A 14,004-nucleotide genomic window follows, 5' to 3' on the forward strand; every position below is an offset into this window, starting at 1 on the left:
CTTCCACCTCCCGTCCCGGCGGGCCGTCGCCCACGCGACATTCCATCAACACCGAACAGAAGCGAGCGAACACCATGCGCGGAAACATCGCCCAACTCATGCAGCAAGCGCAGAAGATGCAGGAAAACATCCAGAAGGCACAGGAAGAACTGGCCAATGTCGAGGTCACCGGCAACGCCGGCGGCGGCATGGTCAGCGTGACCCTGACCGGCCGGATGGAATGCCGCAAGGTCCGGATCGACCCCAGCGTCGTGTCGGACCCGGAAATGGCCGAGGACCTGATCGCCGCGGCCATCAACGACGCGGTCAACAAGGTCAACCAGGCGTCGCAGGAAAAAATGGGCTCCGCCACGGCCGGCATGCCGATGCCGCCGGGCATGAAGCTGCCCTTCTGAGCCGGCCCGACGCGGTCACGTCTTCCATGAAGCCTTCCACGCGGCGCCCATGACGTCCCCCCTGCTCGAACAACTGATCGAGGCGTTCCGGGTCCTGCCCGGCGTCGGCCAGAAGTCGGCGCAGCGGATGGCCTACCACGTGCTCGAGCGCGAGCGCGACGGCGGCCGGCGCCTGTCGCAGGCGCTGGCGGAAGCGGTGGAGAAGGTCGGCCACTGCGCGCGCTGCCGCGACTTCAGCGAGACCGAGGTCTGCGCGACCTGCGCCAGCCCCTCGCGCGGCGCCCAGCTGCTGTGCATCGTGGAGTCGCCGGCGGATCGCCTCGCGATCGAGCAGGCGACCGGATACCGGGGCCTGTACTTCGTCCTCCAGGGGCGCCTGTCGCCGCTCGACGGCATCGGGCCGAGCGAGCTCGGGCTCGACCGCCTGGGCGACCGCCTGGGCGAGGGCGAGGTGCAGGAGATGATCATCGCCACCAATCCCACGGTCGAGGGCGAAGCGACGGCGCACTACCTGTCGCAACTCGCGCGCGGGCATGGGGTCAAGCCCAGCCGGCTCGCCCATGGATTGCCGCTGGGCGGCGAGCTCGAGTACGTCGATCGCGGAACGCTGTCGCACGCGTTCGGCAGTCGCAGCGAAATACCCCAATAGGTCCCGCCGGAGCCGCGGGATACCCCATCGGTGGCCGCCGGTCGCCGGGAACCCAGGAGTTGCACATGGCCGACGACACCATCTTCCACAAGATCATCCGGCGCGAGATCCCGGCCGACATCGTCTACGAGGACGACGACCTCATCGCCGTGCGCGACATCGCGCCACAGGCGCCGGTGCACGTGCTGTTCGTGCCCAAGGAAAGCTTCGCGACGCTCAACGACGTGCCACCGTCGCAGGCGGAGGTGGTAGGCCGCCTGGCGTTGGCGGCGGCCCGCTACGCCAAGTCGGAGGGTTTCGCGGAGGACGGCTACCGGATCGTCATGAACTGCAACGCGCATGGCGGCCAGACGGTATTCCAGATCCACCTGCACCTGCTGGCCGGCGCACCGCTGGGCCACTTCGGTACGCCCTGACCCGGCATCAGCCTCAGCGCGAGGAGAACCCGTTGCGTGCCGTGCGGGGGGAGGCCGACGCGACTTCGAAGCCCTCCCAGCGATAGACCCGGTGGTCGGCGAGGGCGAGCATGGCCTCGTCTTCCTCGCTGTCGCCATAGGCATGGATGGCACGGTAGTCGGTGAGGCGGTAGCGCTTGAGGATGCGGCGTGCCTTGTGGTCGCCCCCGCAGTCGACGCCCCGGTAATACCCCGTCAGCCGACCGCGGCGATGCCCCAGTTGCGAGCACAGCACTTCCAGCCCCTCCCGCTGGCACCAATCGCGCAGGTACAGGTCGAGCGAGGCCGAGACCACCACGACGGTGTCTCCGCGGGCCTGGTGCCAGCGGATCCGTTCCAGGGCGACCGGGCGCACGAAACCGGGCAGCACGTCGCGGGACCAGGCCCGGGCGGCCGCGGCGAGCGCATCGCGCGGCAGGCCCTTCAGTCCCACCCGGGCGACGGCGCGGCGCAGGGTCGTCCCGGACACGAGGTGCAGCCGGTAGTAACCCAACAGCAACGGCGCGACGAGCAGGCCGCCCCAGTAACGACGGCGCGCGGGCACGTGCGCCCTCAGGAAGGCCGAGAAGCTGTCGCGGTCGGTGATCGTGTGGTCGAAATCGAAGAGTGCGAGGTCCATGCCAGCCCCGCGCGCGGTCAGCGCTTGATGTGGCCGGGGCCGCAGCCGAACAGCCCGTAGTGGCCCAGCCAGGCGCACATGTAAAGGCCGGCGAACATCGCCACGAGGCTGAAGATGCCGGGCTCCGACAGGCCGGATGCGAGCCGATAGCCGTGGGCGAGTATCGCGCCCGTACCGAGCAGCGTCAGTACCGCCGCGGCTACGCGCATTCCTCGGGGCGTCGAGGCAGGGATCATGCAGTTCTCCTTCCGTGGAGCGATCGGTCGAGGTCGGGGGCTAGCCGGATCGGGGTCGCCCGGCGTGGGTCGGGCGGGTGGAGCTTACCACCAGCCCCACCAGGGCCAGGGGGCCGGGTAATTGTTGACCACGTCGACCTGTTCCCGGATGGGCCAGAGGTAGATAACGTCGGCTTCGACGGTCGGGAAGCGGTAGTCGTAACCGCCGATCTGGCGGTTCTCATAACCGCTGATGCGACCGGTAAAGGTCACTTCACGCCCTTCCTGGAAGATCGCCGGATCGTAGAAGCCCGCGCGGCAGGCGATGAAGCGTCCGCCGGTATCGTCGGTCGCCCAGTAGGGGCGGGCGCTGCCGTTGAGCTGCGTGGAGAGCATCTCGAAGCAGGTACGGTTCTCCTTGGGCTCGACCTGGATCACCCGTCCGCCCCAGCGGACGCTTGCGCCGGTCTGGTCGACTTCGACGGCCTGGCGTGGCGTCACCGCCGAGTAGTCGCCCTGCAGGGGCGCGGGTTGGGTGGCACAGCCGGCCAGCAGTGCGACGGTCGCGGCCATGGCGGCCATCCATCCGCTCGATTTGGTGTTCATCGCTGTTCTCCCGGGTCACGACGGCGTTGGGGGCGGTGCGAGCGCAGCGCACGGACCAGTTGCTTCCGTGCCGCCTTGCGGTCCCGATCGCGCTCCGTTCCGCCGGCAGGACAAGCGTACCGCCAATCGGCGAAACGGTGGCTGAGTTCCTGCAAAGCCGGTCCCAGATCCGGACGCTCGCCGGCCACGCGTTCGGCCCAGGCCTCCGCCGGTTCATGCGCCTCGCGCTCGAGCCCCATGCGCGCATAACGACGTCCGAGGCGGTGCCAGGCGCGCAGGACCGGATCGCGCGGGCGTTCCCCGCGCAGGCTGAGCCAGGTCATCCAGGCCAGGGCCAGGCAGGCGGACAGGGCGAACAGGCCGATCATGTGCCCGGCCTGCAATCGCCGGATGCCCAGGGGGCGCAACAACCGGCTCTGACGGTCGGCATCGAAGCCCAGCACGAGGTCGTTCCAGCCCTGTCGCAGCCAATCGGTCACCTCGAAGGCCGATCCCATGCCAGCCAGGCCCCCGAGGAGGCCATCGGCGCCCGGGATGCGGTCGTCGAGGGTGTCGTAGATGCGCTCGGGCGCGACCGCCGCGGTGGGGTCAACCCGTACCCAGCCGCGACCGGCGAGCCAGACTTCGGCCCAGGCATGGGCGTCGTTGCGGCGCACCAGCCAATAGCCGCCGAGCCTGTTGAAGTAGCCGCCGGTGTAGCCGGTGACGACGCGCGCCGGGATGCCGGCACCGCGCATCAGGACCACGAATGCGCTGCTGAAGTGCTCGCAGAAACCCGCCTTCTGGTCGAACAGGAATTCGTCCACCGAATGCCGGCCGGGCAAGGGCGTGGTGAGGGTGTAGGCGAACTCGCGCCGGATCCATTGCAGGGAGCGGTCGACCAGGGCCGCGTCGTCGCGTCCCGCGTCGCGGCGCCATTGGCGCGCCAGTGCCAGGGTACGGGGATTGAAGCCTTCCGGCAGGGCCAGTGCGCGCGCCCGCAGGGCGGCGGGCAGGTCGGCCTGGTAACGTGCCGGTGGCGCGGACTGCATCCGCCAGCGGCTCACCGAATGCAGGGGGCGCGCACTGAACAGCGAGTGGTCGAGGGCGAGCTGGGTGCCCTCCGGTGCGTCCAGCGGAAGGTCCAGAGATACCATCAAGGTGCGGTCCGTCGGCTCGATCGCCATCTCGTAGTCCCAGCGCCCGCGCCCGGGCGTGAATGGCGCCGGCGGCAGGCGTCGCGCCCAGTCGGGTTGCCGCCATTCGCGGCCGTCGAAGTCCCAAAGGACGGGGCCGCGCCAATACATCTGCGACGTCGGCGGGGTGTCACCGAAGAACGTGACGCGAAGCGCGGCCGAATCGTCCGCCATCAGGTCGACCCATTCGCCCGGCTTCATGCTGTCGGACAAGCCAGGCCGCGACATTGCACGGTCGGGGATGCCCCACAAGGGCGTGCCCAGGCGGGGAAACAGCCAGAATGCGGCCAGTGCCAACGGCAGCCCGAGCAGCAGCAGGCGTCCCACGCCGGCCCATTGGGCACGGGGATCGGCATGGGCGTCGGGTACCCCGGCCTCCAGGTCCGACAAGCGTTGCAGGCACAGCAGCGTCACGCATGCGGCCGCAAGGCCCAGTCCGAGGCTCAGGGGGCCCTGGTCGAGCAGGAAGGTGGCAAAGGGCGCGAACAGGGCGAAGCCCACCAGGCTGCGTCCGTCGCGCAGGGTGAATGTCTCGGAAGGCTTGGACGCGATCATGGCCGCCAGCAGTGCGCAGCCGGTGTCGCGCCCTACGTTGAAACCCGCCAGCAGGAACACCGCGCCGATCACGCCGATGACCACCAGCAGGCGCAGCAGTCCCGGTAGCCGACGTCGCCACGAGGCCAGGGACACGACCAGGCCCGTGGCCGCGACCAGGATGCCGACGCGCAGGGGCATCTGCAGCAGCAGGGGCAGCAGGCACAGGGTCGCGCTCGCCAGCGCCCAGCGACGGGAGGCGGCATCCATCGTCATTGGCGCGCGTCCCTCAGCCATGGGGGAGCAGTGCCAGGGCACGCTGGCAGGCATGCCGGTGCTGGGCCCCATGGTCGGGGCCCAGGGTGGGCTGGCCCGGCAAGGCCAGCCGGTATCGCCGCCCCTCGCGCTCGGCCAGGTCCACCCAGTGGGCCAGTCGCGAGATGCGCGCCTCGTAGGGCAGGCCGGCGGTCGCCTGCCAGTCGAGCACCACGTCGGCGCCAAGCGGCTGTTCGTACTCGCGGACGAGCAGGCTGTCGCGCCGCGCCGACGCCTTCCAGGCGATGGCCCGGCGCGTGTCCCCGGCGCGATAGTTGCGCAAGTGGTGCACGTCTTCGCCCGTGGGCTTCATCCGCGACTGCGCAGTCTCGCCCTGGCCTTGCGGCAGGGACGGTCCTTGCGTTTCGGGCACGGCATGGACGAGCAGCGGTAGCTCGGGCCAGACGTAGGCCCAGGCGCGCGCCAGGCCGAGCGGGCGGGTGGTCGAAAGCCTCAAGCGGGGCACCTCGAACCAGCCGCGGCGATGGGTGGGCAGGGCGATGTCGGCTTCGCCACGGCCCTCGTCGAGGTCGAGGAGGGTCCCGGGGGCCAGGGCGGGGACCGTGTCCACCTGCAGGCCTCGCCTTTGGCGGTCCAGTGCGGCCTGGGCATGGACGCGCACGCGGATCGACTGCCCGGCGGCGACCGGCTCGGCATCGATCGCGACCACCCGCAGGCCACTGAGCTGCAACTGCGCCGCGATCAGGCTGGCCAGCCCCGTCCCCACCATCAGCAGGGCGAGCAGCAATGCCGGATTGTTGTTGTAGTTCAGCCCGCCCAGCACCATGGTGCCCAGCAGCGCGCTGTAGAACAGGCCGAAGCCGGTCGGCAGCACGTAGATGCGCCGGCGGTCGAAGCGCACGGGCAGCGTCTCCGGCGCCCGCGGCCTGGCCAGGAGCGCGAGGCGATCGAGCAGGGCGCGCACCCGCTGGCGGGGCGCGCCGGTGGTGGCCAGGCCCGTCACCGCGCTCAGTCCACCGGCACCGCGTGGAGGATCGACTTGGCCAGGGCTTCGTCGCTGCCCCCGTCCGCGTCGGCGACCAGCCGATGCGCGGCGACCGAACCGAACAGGGCCTGCACGTCCTCCGGTACCACGTGCTGGCGACCGAGCAGCAGTGCATGTGCCCGCGCCGCCCTCAACAGGGCCAGCCCGGCCCGGGGCGACAGGCCGACGCGCACGCCCGGATGCTTCCGGCTGCGGGCAAGCAGCGCCTGCACGTACTGGATGAGCGCGTCGCTCGCATGCACCGAAGCGGCGGATTCGCGCAGCGCCAGCACCTGCGCCTGGTCGAGTTCGGCGCGCGTGCGCGCGATCAGTTCCCGGCGGTCGACGCCGGCCAGCAGGTCGCGCTCGGCGAGGTCGCCCGGATAGCCCAGGCTCAGCCGCAGGAGAAAGCGGTCCAGTTGCGAGTCCGGCAACGGGTAGGTGCCCGACAGGTCGACGGGGTTCTGGGTGGCGATCACGAAGAATGGGGACGGCAGGCGGTGGGTGGTGCCGTCCACCGTCACCTGGTGCTCGGCCATGGCCTCGAGGAGGGCGCTCTGCGTGCGCGGCGGGGCCCGGTTGATCTCGTCGGCCAGCAACACCTGGGTGAAGACCGGGCCCGGGTGGAACTCGAAGTTGCGGGCCTGCGGATCGAACACCGAAACCCCGACCACGTCGGCGGGCAACAGGTCGGAGGTGAACTGCACGCGCTGGAAATCCAGCCCCAGCGTTGCCGCCAGAGCATGCGCCAGGGTCGTCTTGCCCAGTCCGGGGAGGTCCTCGATCAGCAGGTGGCCGTCCGAAAGCAGGGCGACGAAGGCCAGTCGTACTTCGCGGGGCTTGCCCAGGACGAGCGTGTTGACCTGGTTCACCGCGCGGTCAAGAGCGCTGCGCAGGTCTTCGGTTAGCATGACGGCCCGTGCGGGGGATGACGCCATTCCAGTCTCCTGTGGATTTACTGTCGGAACGCCCGACACCACCCGAGTGTAGCGAGGTCGCGAGTGCATGCGTGATGCAGGTCATGTGCGGTCGATGGCGGAAAGCGAGACGCCATTGCGGGTATCTTCCGCGCGTCGCGCCTTCCTCGTGCTGTTCGCACTGGTGGCACTGGCCAAGCTGCTGGTTGCCTGGCGCCTGCCCCTGTTCGTCGACGAAGCCTTCTACTGGCAGGAAGGCCGTCACCTGGCCCCGGCCTATTCCGATCTCCCCGGCCTGACGGCATGGCTGGCCCGCCTGGGCGTGGAGCTGGGCGGACACAGCAAACTGGCCCTGCGACTGCCGTTCCTGTTGCTCTCGATGTGGGTGCCGTGGCTCGTGGTGCGCATCACCGCGCGCGAGTTCGGCGCACGCGACGGCTGGATCGCGGGCACCCTGGCGCTGTTGTTGCCCCTGGCGGGATCCCTGGGCCTGTTGGCGCTCCCGGATGCGGCGATGGCCGTGGCCACGCTGCTGTGCGTGGATGCGGGCGCGAAGCTGCTGCGCAACGTCGACGCCGCGTCCTCGCTGGAGTTGGCCCTGGGCCTGGCGATGGGCGCACTGAGCCACTATCGCTTCATCGCCGTCATCGGCGTGGGCTTCGTCGCCCTGTTGCTGTTGGCCGACGGGCGCCGGGTCCTGCGGGACGTCCGCGTCTGGACGGCGATCGCCTTCGGCGCGGCCGCATGGGCTCCGCTGGTCGCGTGGAATTTCGACAACGCCGACGCGGGCCTGCGCTTCCAGCTTGTCGACCGCCATCCCTGGTCGTTCCACCTGGACGGCATCCTTTTCATCGCCATCCAGGCGCTGCTGGTGACGCCGGTCCTGTTCGCCGCGATGGTCACCGCCGCGCGACGGGGGCTTGGCGAGAGCGAACCGCCACGACGCTACTTCGCCTGGCTCGGCGCACTCGTCGTGCTGGGCTTCTTCTTCCTGGGCTTCTTCGCCGATACCGAGCGGGTCAGCTTCCACTGGCCGTTGCCCGGCTACCTGGCCCTGTTGCCGCTGGTTCCGATGGTCGTGTCGCGATGGTCGAAGCCGGGGCGGGTCCTGCTTTGGGCCACCAGCGGCGCGGGCCTGGCGCTCGTGCTCGGCTACTACATCGCGGTCTCCATGCCGGCGCTGCGCGCGCACGCCGCGGCGGAGAAGTGGTACCCCTCCAACTTCGCGGGATGGCGCGATCTGTCGATGGCAGTGGACGATGCGCTCGCGGACATGCCCCCGGGCACGCGCGTGGTGGCCGACAACTTCAAGATCGGCGCCGAACTGGGGTTCGCGATGGACGACCCACGCATCCTCGTGCTGGACCATCCGCTGAACCACCGCCACGGCCGCGCGCCGCAGCTTCGCCTGTGGGGGCTGGAGACGGCCGGACGCGCGGACTGGGGCGATGCCCCGGTGCTGCTCGTGGTGGGCGCCAGCGAGGTGCGCTACCGCGAGCTGCTCGCGCACTTCCATGGGCTGTGCGGGAAGGTCGGGCCCTTGCCGCCACCGCGCGTTCTCAACGTCGACCATGGGCGCCAGCGCTTCCTGCTGTTCGCGCTGGAGGGCCGGCCGGACGCCGGGGCGGCCTGCACGGCACCGGCGATGGCCTGGCTCGAGCGGCCGGCGAGCGGCGCGGTGGCCTCCGGCACGCTGGAGGTGTCCGGCTGGGCGTTCAAGGATGGGGTCGGGCTGGAGCGGGTGGAACTGCTGCTGGACGGACGCCCGGTCGGCAAGCTCGACTACGGCCTGCGCAATACCGGCGTGGCCGCCTACTGGGGAATCTCCAACGATCCGCGTCATCCGATGGTCGGCTTCGAAGGGCGGGTCGACCTGTCGGGCGTCCAGGCCGGTCGGCACTGGCTGGGCCTGCGCCTGCATGGCGCCGACGGCAGTGTCGAGGACTGGTCCGAACAGCCGCTGGACGTCGCGCACTGAAGCCCGGCGCCGGCGGCGGGCTCAGGGCAGGGCGTGGCCCGCGGCGCGCAGCAGGCGCGCGGTCGCGATCAATGGCAGGCCGACCAGGGCCGTGGGGTCGCATGTTTCGATCGCGTCGAACAGCGCGATCCCCAGGCCCTCGCACTTGAAGCTGCCCGCGCAATCGTAGGGCGTTTCCGCGTCCACGTAGCGCTCCACTTCGTCGCGCTGCAGGGGTCGGAAGCGCACCGTGGTGATGTCCATAGCCTCGTGCAAGGTCTCGCCGTCCCCATGCCGGCACAGCAGGCTGATCCCGGTCAGGAAGCGCACGTCGCGGCCGGACATGGACATGAGTTGCCCCACGGCGTTGGCGCGGTCCCCGGGCTTGCCCAGCGGGCGACCGTCGAGTTCGGCTGCCTGGTCCGAACCGATCACCCAGTCGCCCGGCCGCTGGCGGGCCACCGCGCGTGCCTTGCCGAGCGAAAGGCGCCGCACCATGGCATCCGGTGCCTCGCCCGCCAGGGGCGTTTCGTCCAGGTCGGGGCGGGCGGTGTCGAAGGGCAGGCGCAGGCGCGCGAGCAGCTCGCGGCGATAGACCGAGGTGGAGGCCAGGACCAGCATGGGGCGCGGGCGGCGGCGGTCATACCGTCGGCGCGCGGGCTTCCTCGATCCGATCAAGCTGGCGATCGATCCGCTGGCGGGCCTGCTCGATGCCGTCGCGGACCTCCTGCAACTGCGCCAGGCTGGCGGCCTCGCCATGGTCGCGGAGCCAGAGTCGCTGGCGCAGCATCTCCTTCAAGGCGTCCTGCACCGGGTCCTCGCCCTGGGTGCCGGCAACCGCCTCGATTTCGTCGCGCGCGGTCCTGAGACGGGCCTCCAGGGCGTCGGCCGCGTCGAGGATGTCGCGCACGGCGCGCTGCCGTCGCCCGCGGCGTGCCAGCAGGGCATAGGCAAGGACGACGGCGGCCGCCAGCAGGCAGGACAGGAGGAGGGCGTTCAAGGTCGGACCGGTCGCGGGCATGCGCCACAGTCTGCCGTGGCGACCGGCGGCGGGCAAATCGCGCCGCGGCGACCCGGGCGCGGGCAAGTGGCCTGAATCCCCTCGTCGAGCAGGTTTGACAGGGGGGCGGGGCATCCTTAATATTCAGCGGCTTATGTCCGCTGATGTGCCACACGCTCAGGTGCCCGAAATGCTGGATGCCTGGCGGATGGTGACCGCGCGGCGCGGCGTCGCTGGTCGATTGCCGTTGTCCTCGCTGGGCCGCCTGGCCGACAGCCTGGTCGATACCGAGGGCGAAGACGTCGTCTATTCGCTCGATTTCGACAGGGACGCATTGCAGGTGCCTTATGTCGAACTTCGCATCGACGCCCAGCTGCCGCTGCTGTGCCAGCGCAGCCTGCAACGCTTCCTGTTCCCGGTGAAGATCGTGCAGCGGCTCGGCCTGATCCGCAACGAAGCGGACGAGGCCGCGCTGCCAGAGGACTACGAACCGCTGCTGGTGCCCGACGACGGCATGCTGCAGGGCGCCGGCCTGGTCGAGGATGAGCTCATCCTGGCCGTTCCGGTCGTGCCGACGATGCCCGGCACGGAGGCAATGGAGCGCGACTGGCCGGCCGAAGAGGCCGAGCTGGAACGCGCCAATCCATTCGCTGCGTTGTCGGCATTGAAGAACAAGTCCGACTGAGGGCTGGAACCCGGCGTTCCAACCCGATGTCTTCCACATTCAACGCGTCATAACCGCTACATCCGGAGCAAGACCATGGCAGTCCAGAAGTCCCGAGTTTCCCCCTCCAAGCGTGGCATGCGCCGTGGTCACGATTCGCTGACCGCCAAGCAGCTGGCCACCGACCCGACCACCGGCGAGACCCACCTGCGCCACCACGTCACCGCCGACGGCTACTACCGCGGCAAGAAGGTGATCGAGCCCAAGGGCCGCGTCGTCGACGAGGAGTAAACCCTCGACCCGCGCCGCGCCGGTGATCCGCGCGCGGCGCAGCCGCCCATGTGGCGGACCCGCTTCCAGCCGGCCACGGCCGGCCGCCGTGCAGGCGTGCTCCGACCGTCGGTTGCGAAGCCTCCCGGGGCCAGACAGACTGGCGGACGATTGCAATCGCCGGACATGACGCCGGCACGGAGTCGCAATGACTGAGCATGCAGGCGCGACGAGCGCCGGGACCGCGGGAGCGGCCGGAACCGTGTTCTCGCGCATCGCGGGAACGGGCAGCTACCTGCCCGAGAAGGTCCTGACCAACGAAGACCTCTCGAAGATCGTCGACACCAGCGACGAATGGATCGCCGCGCGCACGGGCATCCGCGAGCGCCATATCGCCGCCGAGGGCGAAACCACCTGCGACCTGGCCTTCCACGCCGCCAGCCGCGCGATGGAGGCGGCCGGCGTCGACGCCGCCGACCTGGACCTGATCGTCGTCGGCACCACCACGCCCGACCTGATCTTCCCGTCGACCGCCTGCCTGCTGCAACACCGCCTGGGTGCCAACGGCTGCCCCGCCTTCGACGTCAACGCCGCCTGCTCGGGTTTCGTCTACGCGCTGACGGTGGCCGACAAGTTCATTCGTTCCGGCGCCGCCCGCACCGTGCTCGTGGTCGGTGCCGAGACGCTGACGCGCATGCTCGACTGGAGCGACCGCTCCACCTGCGTGCTGTTCGGCGATGGCGCCGGTGCCGTGGTGCTCAAGGCCGATGCCGAGACCGGCATCCTCAGCACCCACATGCACGCCGACGGCGGCAAGAAGGAGCTGCTCTGGAACCCGGTCGGCGTGTCGGCGGGGTTCAAGCCCGAGGAGCACAATGCCGGCGTCAAGGTGCTGATGACCGGCAACGAAGTCTTCAAGCACGCGGTCAAGGCACTGGACTCGGTGGTCGAGGAAACCCTGGAGCACAACGGCCTGGATCGCCACGACATCGACTGGCTGATCCCGCACCAGGCCAACCTGCGGATCATCGAGGCCACGGCCAAGCGCCTGGACATGCCGATGGAGCGCGTGATCGTCACCGTCGATCGCCACGGCAACACCTCCTCGGGTTCGGTGCCGCTGGCCCTGGACGAGGCGGTGCGCTCGGGCCGCGTGCAGCGCGGCCAACTGGTGCTGCTGGAGGCCTTCGGCGGCGGCTTCACCTGGGGCTCGGCGCTGCTGCGCTACTGACGTCCTGGCGAAGGCCGCTCCGCGCATCGCCAGCGAATCCAATGCAACGCCCTGCCATCGTGCGGGGCGTTGTCGCATGGGGCGATCGGAGCGGAGTGTGATGCAGTTCCGTCGGACTGTACGCCCGGGTACAGACGCCACCGGGAAATCGCTCGTATCATGCGCGCTTCGTTTCCGTTGAGTGTTCGCGTGACCCAAGCTGCATCCACCCCACAGGCCGTCGATTCCACCCTCGCATTCGTGTTCCCGGGCCAGGGCTCGCAGTCCGTCGGCATGCTCGCCGAGCTGGCCGCACTCGATCCCCTGGTCCAGGCCTGCTTCGAGGAAGCCGGCGAAGGCGCGGGCGTCGACCTTTGGACGCTGGCCCAGCAGGGACCGGAAGAACGCCTCAACACCACCGAGTTCACCCAGCCGGCCCTGCTCGCCGCCGGCGTGGCGGCCTGGCGGCTATGGCATGCGCGCGGTGGCGCGATGCCGGGCGCCCTGGCCGGACACAGCCTGGGCGAGTACACCGCGCTGGTGGCCGCCGGCGCGCTGTCGCTGGTCGATGCCGCGCGCCTGGTGCGCCTGCGTGGCCAGCTGATGCAGGACGCCGCGCCCGCCGGATCCGGAGGCATGGCCGCGGTCCTGGGCGCCGAGGATGCGCTGGTGGTCGAGACGTGCGAGGCGGTCTCCTCGCCCGGCCAGGTCGTCGTGCCGGCCAATTTCAACTCGCCGGGCCAGATCGTCATCGGCGGCCACGCCGCCGCCGTGGATGCGGCACTGGTCCGCCTGGCGGAACAGGGCGTGCGCAAGGCGGTCAAGCTGGCCGTGAGCGTGCCCTCGCACACCCCGCTGATGCGCGAGGCGGCCGACAGGCTCGCCGTGGCGATGGACGACATCGCGTGGCAGGCGCCGCGCCTGCCGGTCGTGCAGAACGTCGATGCACGCGTGCACGCCGAGGTCGCCGACATCCGCCAGGCGCTGGTCCGCCAGCTGTACCTGCCGGTGCAGTGGACCGGCTGCGTCCAGGCGCTGGCGGGGCAGGGCGTCGGGCGGCTGGTCGAGTGCGGTCCGGGCAAGGTCCTGGCCGGCCTCGCCAAGCGCATCGACAAGGCGCTGGACGCGCGTGCGATCGGCACCGCCGGCGAGTTCGACAAAGCGCTGGCCGACTGGCGCTGACTCCCTTTTCCATGCGGACCCGTACGCGGCGCTCCGCGAACGGTATGATCGTTCCGCGTCCGCAAGCATCTCCAGAGGACTGACATGAGCACTGCCCCGCTTTCCGGCGAGATCGCCCTCGTCACCGGCGCCAGCCGCGGCATCGGTGCCGCCATCGCCGACGAACTGGCCGCGCAGGGCGCGACCGTGATCGGCACCGCCACCAGCGAGTCCGGCGCCGCGGCGATCGGCGAGCGCCTGGCCGCCCACGGAGGCCAGGGCCGCGTGGTCGACGTCGCCGATCCGGCCGCGATCGACGCACTCATCGAGGGCATCGCCAAGGAGGTCGGCGCGATCTCGATCCTGGTCAACAATGCCGGCATCACCCGCGACAACCTCCTCATGCGGATGAAGGACGACGACTGGCAGTCGATCCTCGACACCAACCTGACCAGCGTCTACCGCACGAGCAAGGCGGTGATGCGCGCGATGATGAAGGCGCGCAAGGGCCGCATCATCAACATCGCCTCGGTCGTCGGCGTGACCGGCAATGCCGGACAGGCCAACTACGCCGCGGCCAAGGCCGGGATCATCGCCTTCAGCAAGTCGCTGGCCAAGGAGATCGGTTCGCGCGGCGTGACCGTCAACGTGGTGGCGCCGGGCTTCATCGACACCGACATGACCCGGTCCCTGCCCGAAGACGCGAAGAATGCGATGCTGGCGCAGATCGCGCTGGGCCAGTTCGGCCAGCCCGCCGACATCGCGCGTGCGGTGGCGTTCCTCGCCGGTCCTTCGGCGAGCTACATCACCGGGGAAACCCTGCATGTGAACGGTGGCATGTACATGCCCTGACGCTTGCGGCGCATGGAGGCGTAGC

General features: G+C 70.2%; 17 protein-coding genes. 9 read left to right on the forward strand and 8 right to left on the reverse strand.

What is annotated here, in order from left to right:
* The first annotated feature begins 74 nt into the window (after positions 1 to 74).
* The 3 genes from H4F98_RS11060 (at position 75) to H4F98_RS11070 (ending at position 1,460) form a co-directional block, all read left to right on the forward strand.
* Positions 75 to 395: a YbaB/EbfC family nucleoid-associated protein gene (locus H4F98_RS11060; protein ID WP_141518988.1), complete on the forward strand. Its 321-nt coding sequence runs from the start codon at positions 75 to 77 to the stop codon at positions 393 to 395.
* Positions 396 to 444: 49 nt separating this feature from the next.
* Positions 445 to 1,044 carry a recombination mediator RecR gene (gene recR, locus H4F98_RS11065; protein ID WP_182687636.1) on the forward strand — a complete coding sequence of 200 codons (600 nt, stop codon included), beginning with the start codon at positions 445 to 447 and terminating at the stop codon, positions 1,042 to 1,044.
* Between the two features lie 65 nt (positions 1,045 to 1,109).
* The gene (locus H4F98_RS11070; protein ID WP_182687637.1) at positions 1,110 to 1,460 is read left to right on the forward strand and encodes a histidine triad nucleotide-binding protein; all 351 of its coding nucleotides are present in this window, start codon (positions 1,110 to 1,112) and stop codon (positions 1,458 to 1,460) included.
* 13 nt (positions 1,461 to 1,473) lie between these two features.
* On the opposite strand, the gene H4F98_RS11075 is transcribed toward H4F98_RS11070, so the two are convergent.
* The 6 genes from H4F98_RS11075 to H4F98_RS11100 all read right to left on the reverse strand — a co-directional run bounded on the left by H4F98_RS11075 (position 1,474) and on the right by H4F98_RS11100 (position 6,886).
* Positions 1,474 to 2,118 (reverse strand): HAD-IB family phosphatase, encoded by a 645-nt coding sequence (locus H4F98_RS11075; RefSeq protein ID WP_182687638.1) that lies wholly within the window; start codon positions 2,116 to 2,118, stop codon positions 1,474 to 1,476.
* Positions 2,119 to 2,135: 17 nt separating this feature from the next.
* Positions 2,136 to 2,354, reverse strand: a complete 219-nt coding sequence (locus H4F98_RS11080) for a hypothetical protein (protein ID WP_182687639.1) — start codon at positions 2,352 to 2,354, stop codon at positions 2,136 to 2,138.
* A gap of 84 nt (positions 2,355 to 2,438) precedes the next feature.
* A complete protein-coding gene (locus H4F98_RS11085; protein WP_182687640.1) occupies positions 2,439 to 2,939 on the reverse strand; it encodes a Slp family lipoprotein in 501 nt (166 codons plus the stop codon).
* On the reverse strand, positions 2,936 to 4,945 hold the full coding sequence (locus H4F98_RS11090; RefSeq protein ID WP_182687641.1) for a transglutaminaseTgpA domain-containing protein: 2,010 nt from the start codon (positions 4,943 to 4,945) through the stop codon (positions 2,936 to 2,938). Before H4F98_RS11090 ends, H4F98_RS11085 begins: the two co-directional genes overlap by 4 nt.
* On the reverse strand, positions 4,938 to 5,918 hold the full coding sequence (locus tag H4F98_RS11095) for a DUF58 domain-containing protein (protein ID WP_220479191.1): 981 nt from the start codon (positions 5,916 to 5,918) through the stop codon (positions 4,938 to 4,940). Before H4F98_RS11095 ends, H4F98_RS11090 begins: the two co-directional genes overlap by 8 nt.
* 14 nt (positions 5,919 to 5,932) lie before the next feature.
* Positions 5,933 to 6,886: an AAA family ATPase gene (locus H4F98_RS11100; RefSeq protein ID WP_182687643.1), complete on the reverse strand. Its 954-nt coding sequence runs from the start codon at positions 6,884 to 6,886 to the stop codon at positions 5,933 to 5,935.
* Between the two features lie 94 nt (positions 6,887 to 6,980).
* Here H4F98_RS11100 and H4F98_RS11105 point away from each other — a divergent pair, with 94 nt between their 5' ends.
* Positions 6,981 to 8,843 (forward strand): glycosyltransferase family 39 protein, encoded by a 1,863-nt coding sequence (locus H4F98_RS11105; RefSeq protein ID WP_182687645.1) that lies wholly within the window; start codon positions 6,981 to 6,983, stop codon positions 8,841 to 8,843.
* A 21-nt stretch (positions 8,844 to 8,864) separates the two neighbouring features.
* Here the strand turns inward: H4F98_RS11105 and H4F98_RS11110 are convergent, their stop codons facing one another.
* Positions 8,865 to 9,443 carry a Maf family protein gene (locus tag H4F98_RS11110; protein ID WP_182687647.1) on the reverse strand — a complete coding sequence of 193 codons (579 nt, stop codon included), beginning with the start codon at positions 9,441 to 9,443 and terminating at the stop codon, positions 8,865 to 8,867.
* Between the two features lie 19 nt (positions 9,444 to 9,462).
* The gene (locus H4F98_RS11115; RefSeq protein ID WP_182687648.1) at positions 9,463 to 9,822 is read right to left on the reverse strand and encodes a hypothetical protein; all 360 of its coding nucleotides are present in this window, start codon (positions 9,820 to 9,822) and stop codon (positions 9,463 to 9,465) included.
* A gap of 154 nt (positions 9,823 to 9,976) precedes the next feature.
* On the opposite strand from H4F98_RS11115, the gene H4F98_RS11120 reads away from it, so the two are divergent.
* The 5 genes from H4F98_RS11120 (at position 9,977) to fabG (ending at position 13,979) form a co-directional block, all read left to right on the forward strand.
* On the forward strand, positions 9,977 to 10,507 hold the full coding sequence (locus tag H4F98_RS11120; RefSeq protein WP_182687757.1) for a YceD family protein: 531 nt from the start codon (positions 9,977 to 9,979) through the stop codon (positions 10,505 to 10,507).
* Positions 10,508 to 10,582: 75 nt separating this feature from the next.
* On the forward strand, positions 10,583 to 10,777 hold the full coding sequence (gene rpmF / locus H4F98_RS11125) for a 50S ribosomal protein L32 (protein WP_141518977.1): 195 nt from the start codon (positions 10,583 to 10,585) through the stop codon (positions 10,775 to 10,777).
* Positions 10,778 to 10,964: 187 nt separating this feature from the next.
* Positions 10,965 to 11,987, forward strand: coding sequence for a beta-ketoacyl-ACP synthase III (locus H4F98_RS11130; protein WP_182687650.1), 1,023 nt, complete (start codon positions 10,965 to 10,967; stop codon positions 11,985 to 11,987).
* A 189-nt stretch (positions 11,988 to 12,176) separates the two neighbouring features.
* Positions 12,177 to 13,148 carry an ACP S-malonyltransferase gene (fabD, locus tag H4F98_RS11135; protein WP_343064760.1) on the forward strand — a complete coding sequence of 324 codons (972 nt, stop codon included), beginning with the start codon at positions 12,177 to 12,179 and terminating at the stop codon, positions 13,146 to 13,148.
* A gap of 84 nt (positions 13,149 to 13,232) precedes the next feature.
* Entirely contained in the window at positions 13,233 to 13,979 is a 747-nt protein-coding gene (gene fabG / locus H4F98_RS11140; protein ID WP_182687653.1) for a 3-oxoacyl-ACP reductase FabG, read from the forward strand.
* The last annotated feature ends 25 nt before the right edge of the window (positions 13,980 to 14,004 follow it).

The sequence above is a fragment of the Marilutibacter spongiae genome (genome assembly GCF_014145325.1).
Taxonomy (GTDB): Bacteria; Pseudomonadota; Gammaproteobacteria; order Xanthomonadales; family Xanthomonadaceae; genus Marilutibacter; species Marilutibacter spongiae.

Coding starts and splice junctions, on each gene's coding strand:
- H4F98_RS11060 (WP_141518988.1), top strand. CDS start 75: ATGCGCGGAAACATCGCCCAACTCATGCAGCAAGCGCAGAAGATGCAG.
- recR (WP_182687636.1), top strand. CDS start 445: ATGACGTCCCCCCTGCTCGAACAACTGATCGAGGCGTTCCGGGTCCTG.
- H4F98_RS11070 (WP_182687637.1), top strand. CDS start 1,110: ATGGCCGACGACACCATCTTCCACAAGATCATCCGGCGCGAGATCCCG.
- H4F98_RS11075 (WP_182687638.1), bottom strand. CDS start 2,118: ATGGACCTCGCACTCTTCGATTTCGACCACACGATCACCGACCGCGAC.
- H4F98_RS11080 (WP_182687639.1), bottom strand. CDS start 2,354: ATGATCCCTGCCTCGACGCCCCGAGGAATGCGCGTAGCCGCGGCGGTA.
- H4F98_RS11085 (WP_182687640.1), bottom strand. CDS start 2,939: ATGAACACCAAATCGAGCGGATGGATGGCCGCCATGGCCGCGACCGTC.
- H4F98_RS11090 (WP_182687641.1), bottom strand. CDS start 4,945: ATGGCTGAGGGACGCGCGCCAATGACGATGGATGCCGCCTCCCGTCGC.
- H4F98_RS11100 (WP_182687643.1), bottom strand. CDS start 6,886: ATGGCGTCATCCCCCGCACGGGCCGTCATGCTAACCGAAGACCTGCGC.
- H4F98_RS11105 (WP_182687645.1), top strand. CDS start 6,981: ATGGCGGAAAGCGAGACGCCATTGCGGGTATCTTCCGCGCGTCGCGCC.
- H4F98_RS11110 (WP_182687647.1), bottom strand. CDS start 9,443: ATGCTGGTCCTGGCCTCCACCTCGGTCTATCGCCGCGAGCTGCTCGCG.
- H4F98_RS11120 (WP_182687757.1), top strand. CDS start 9,977: ATGTCCGCTGATGTGCCACACGCTCAGGTGCCCGAAATGCTGGATGCC.
- rpmF (WP_141518977.1), top strand. CDS start 10,583: ATGGCAGTCCAGAAGTCCCGAGTTTCCCCCTCCAAGCGTGGCATGCGC.
- H4F98_RS11130 (WP_182687650.1), top strand. CDS start 10,965: ATGACTGAGCATGCAGGCGCGACGAGCGCCGGGACCGCGGGAGCGGCC.
- fabG (WP_182687653.1), top strand. CDS start 13,233: ATGAGCACTGCCCCGCTTTCCGGCGAGATCGCCCTCGTCACCGGCGCC.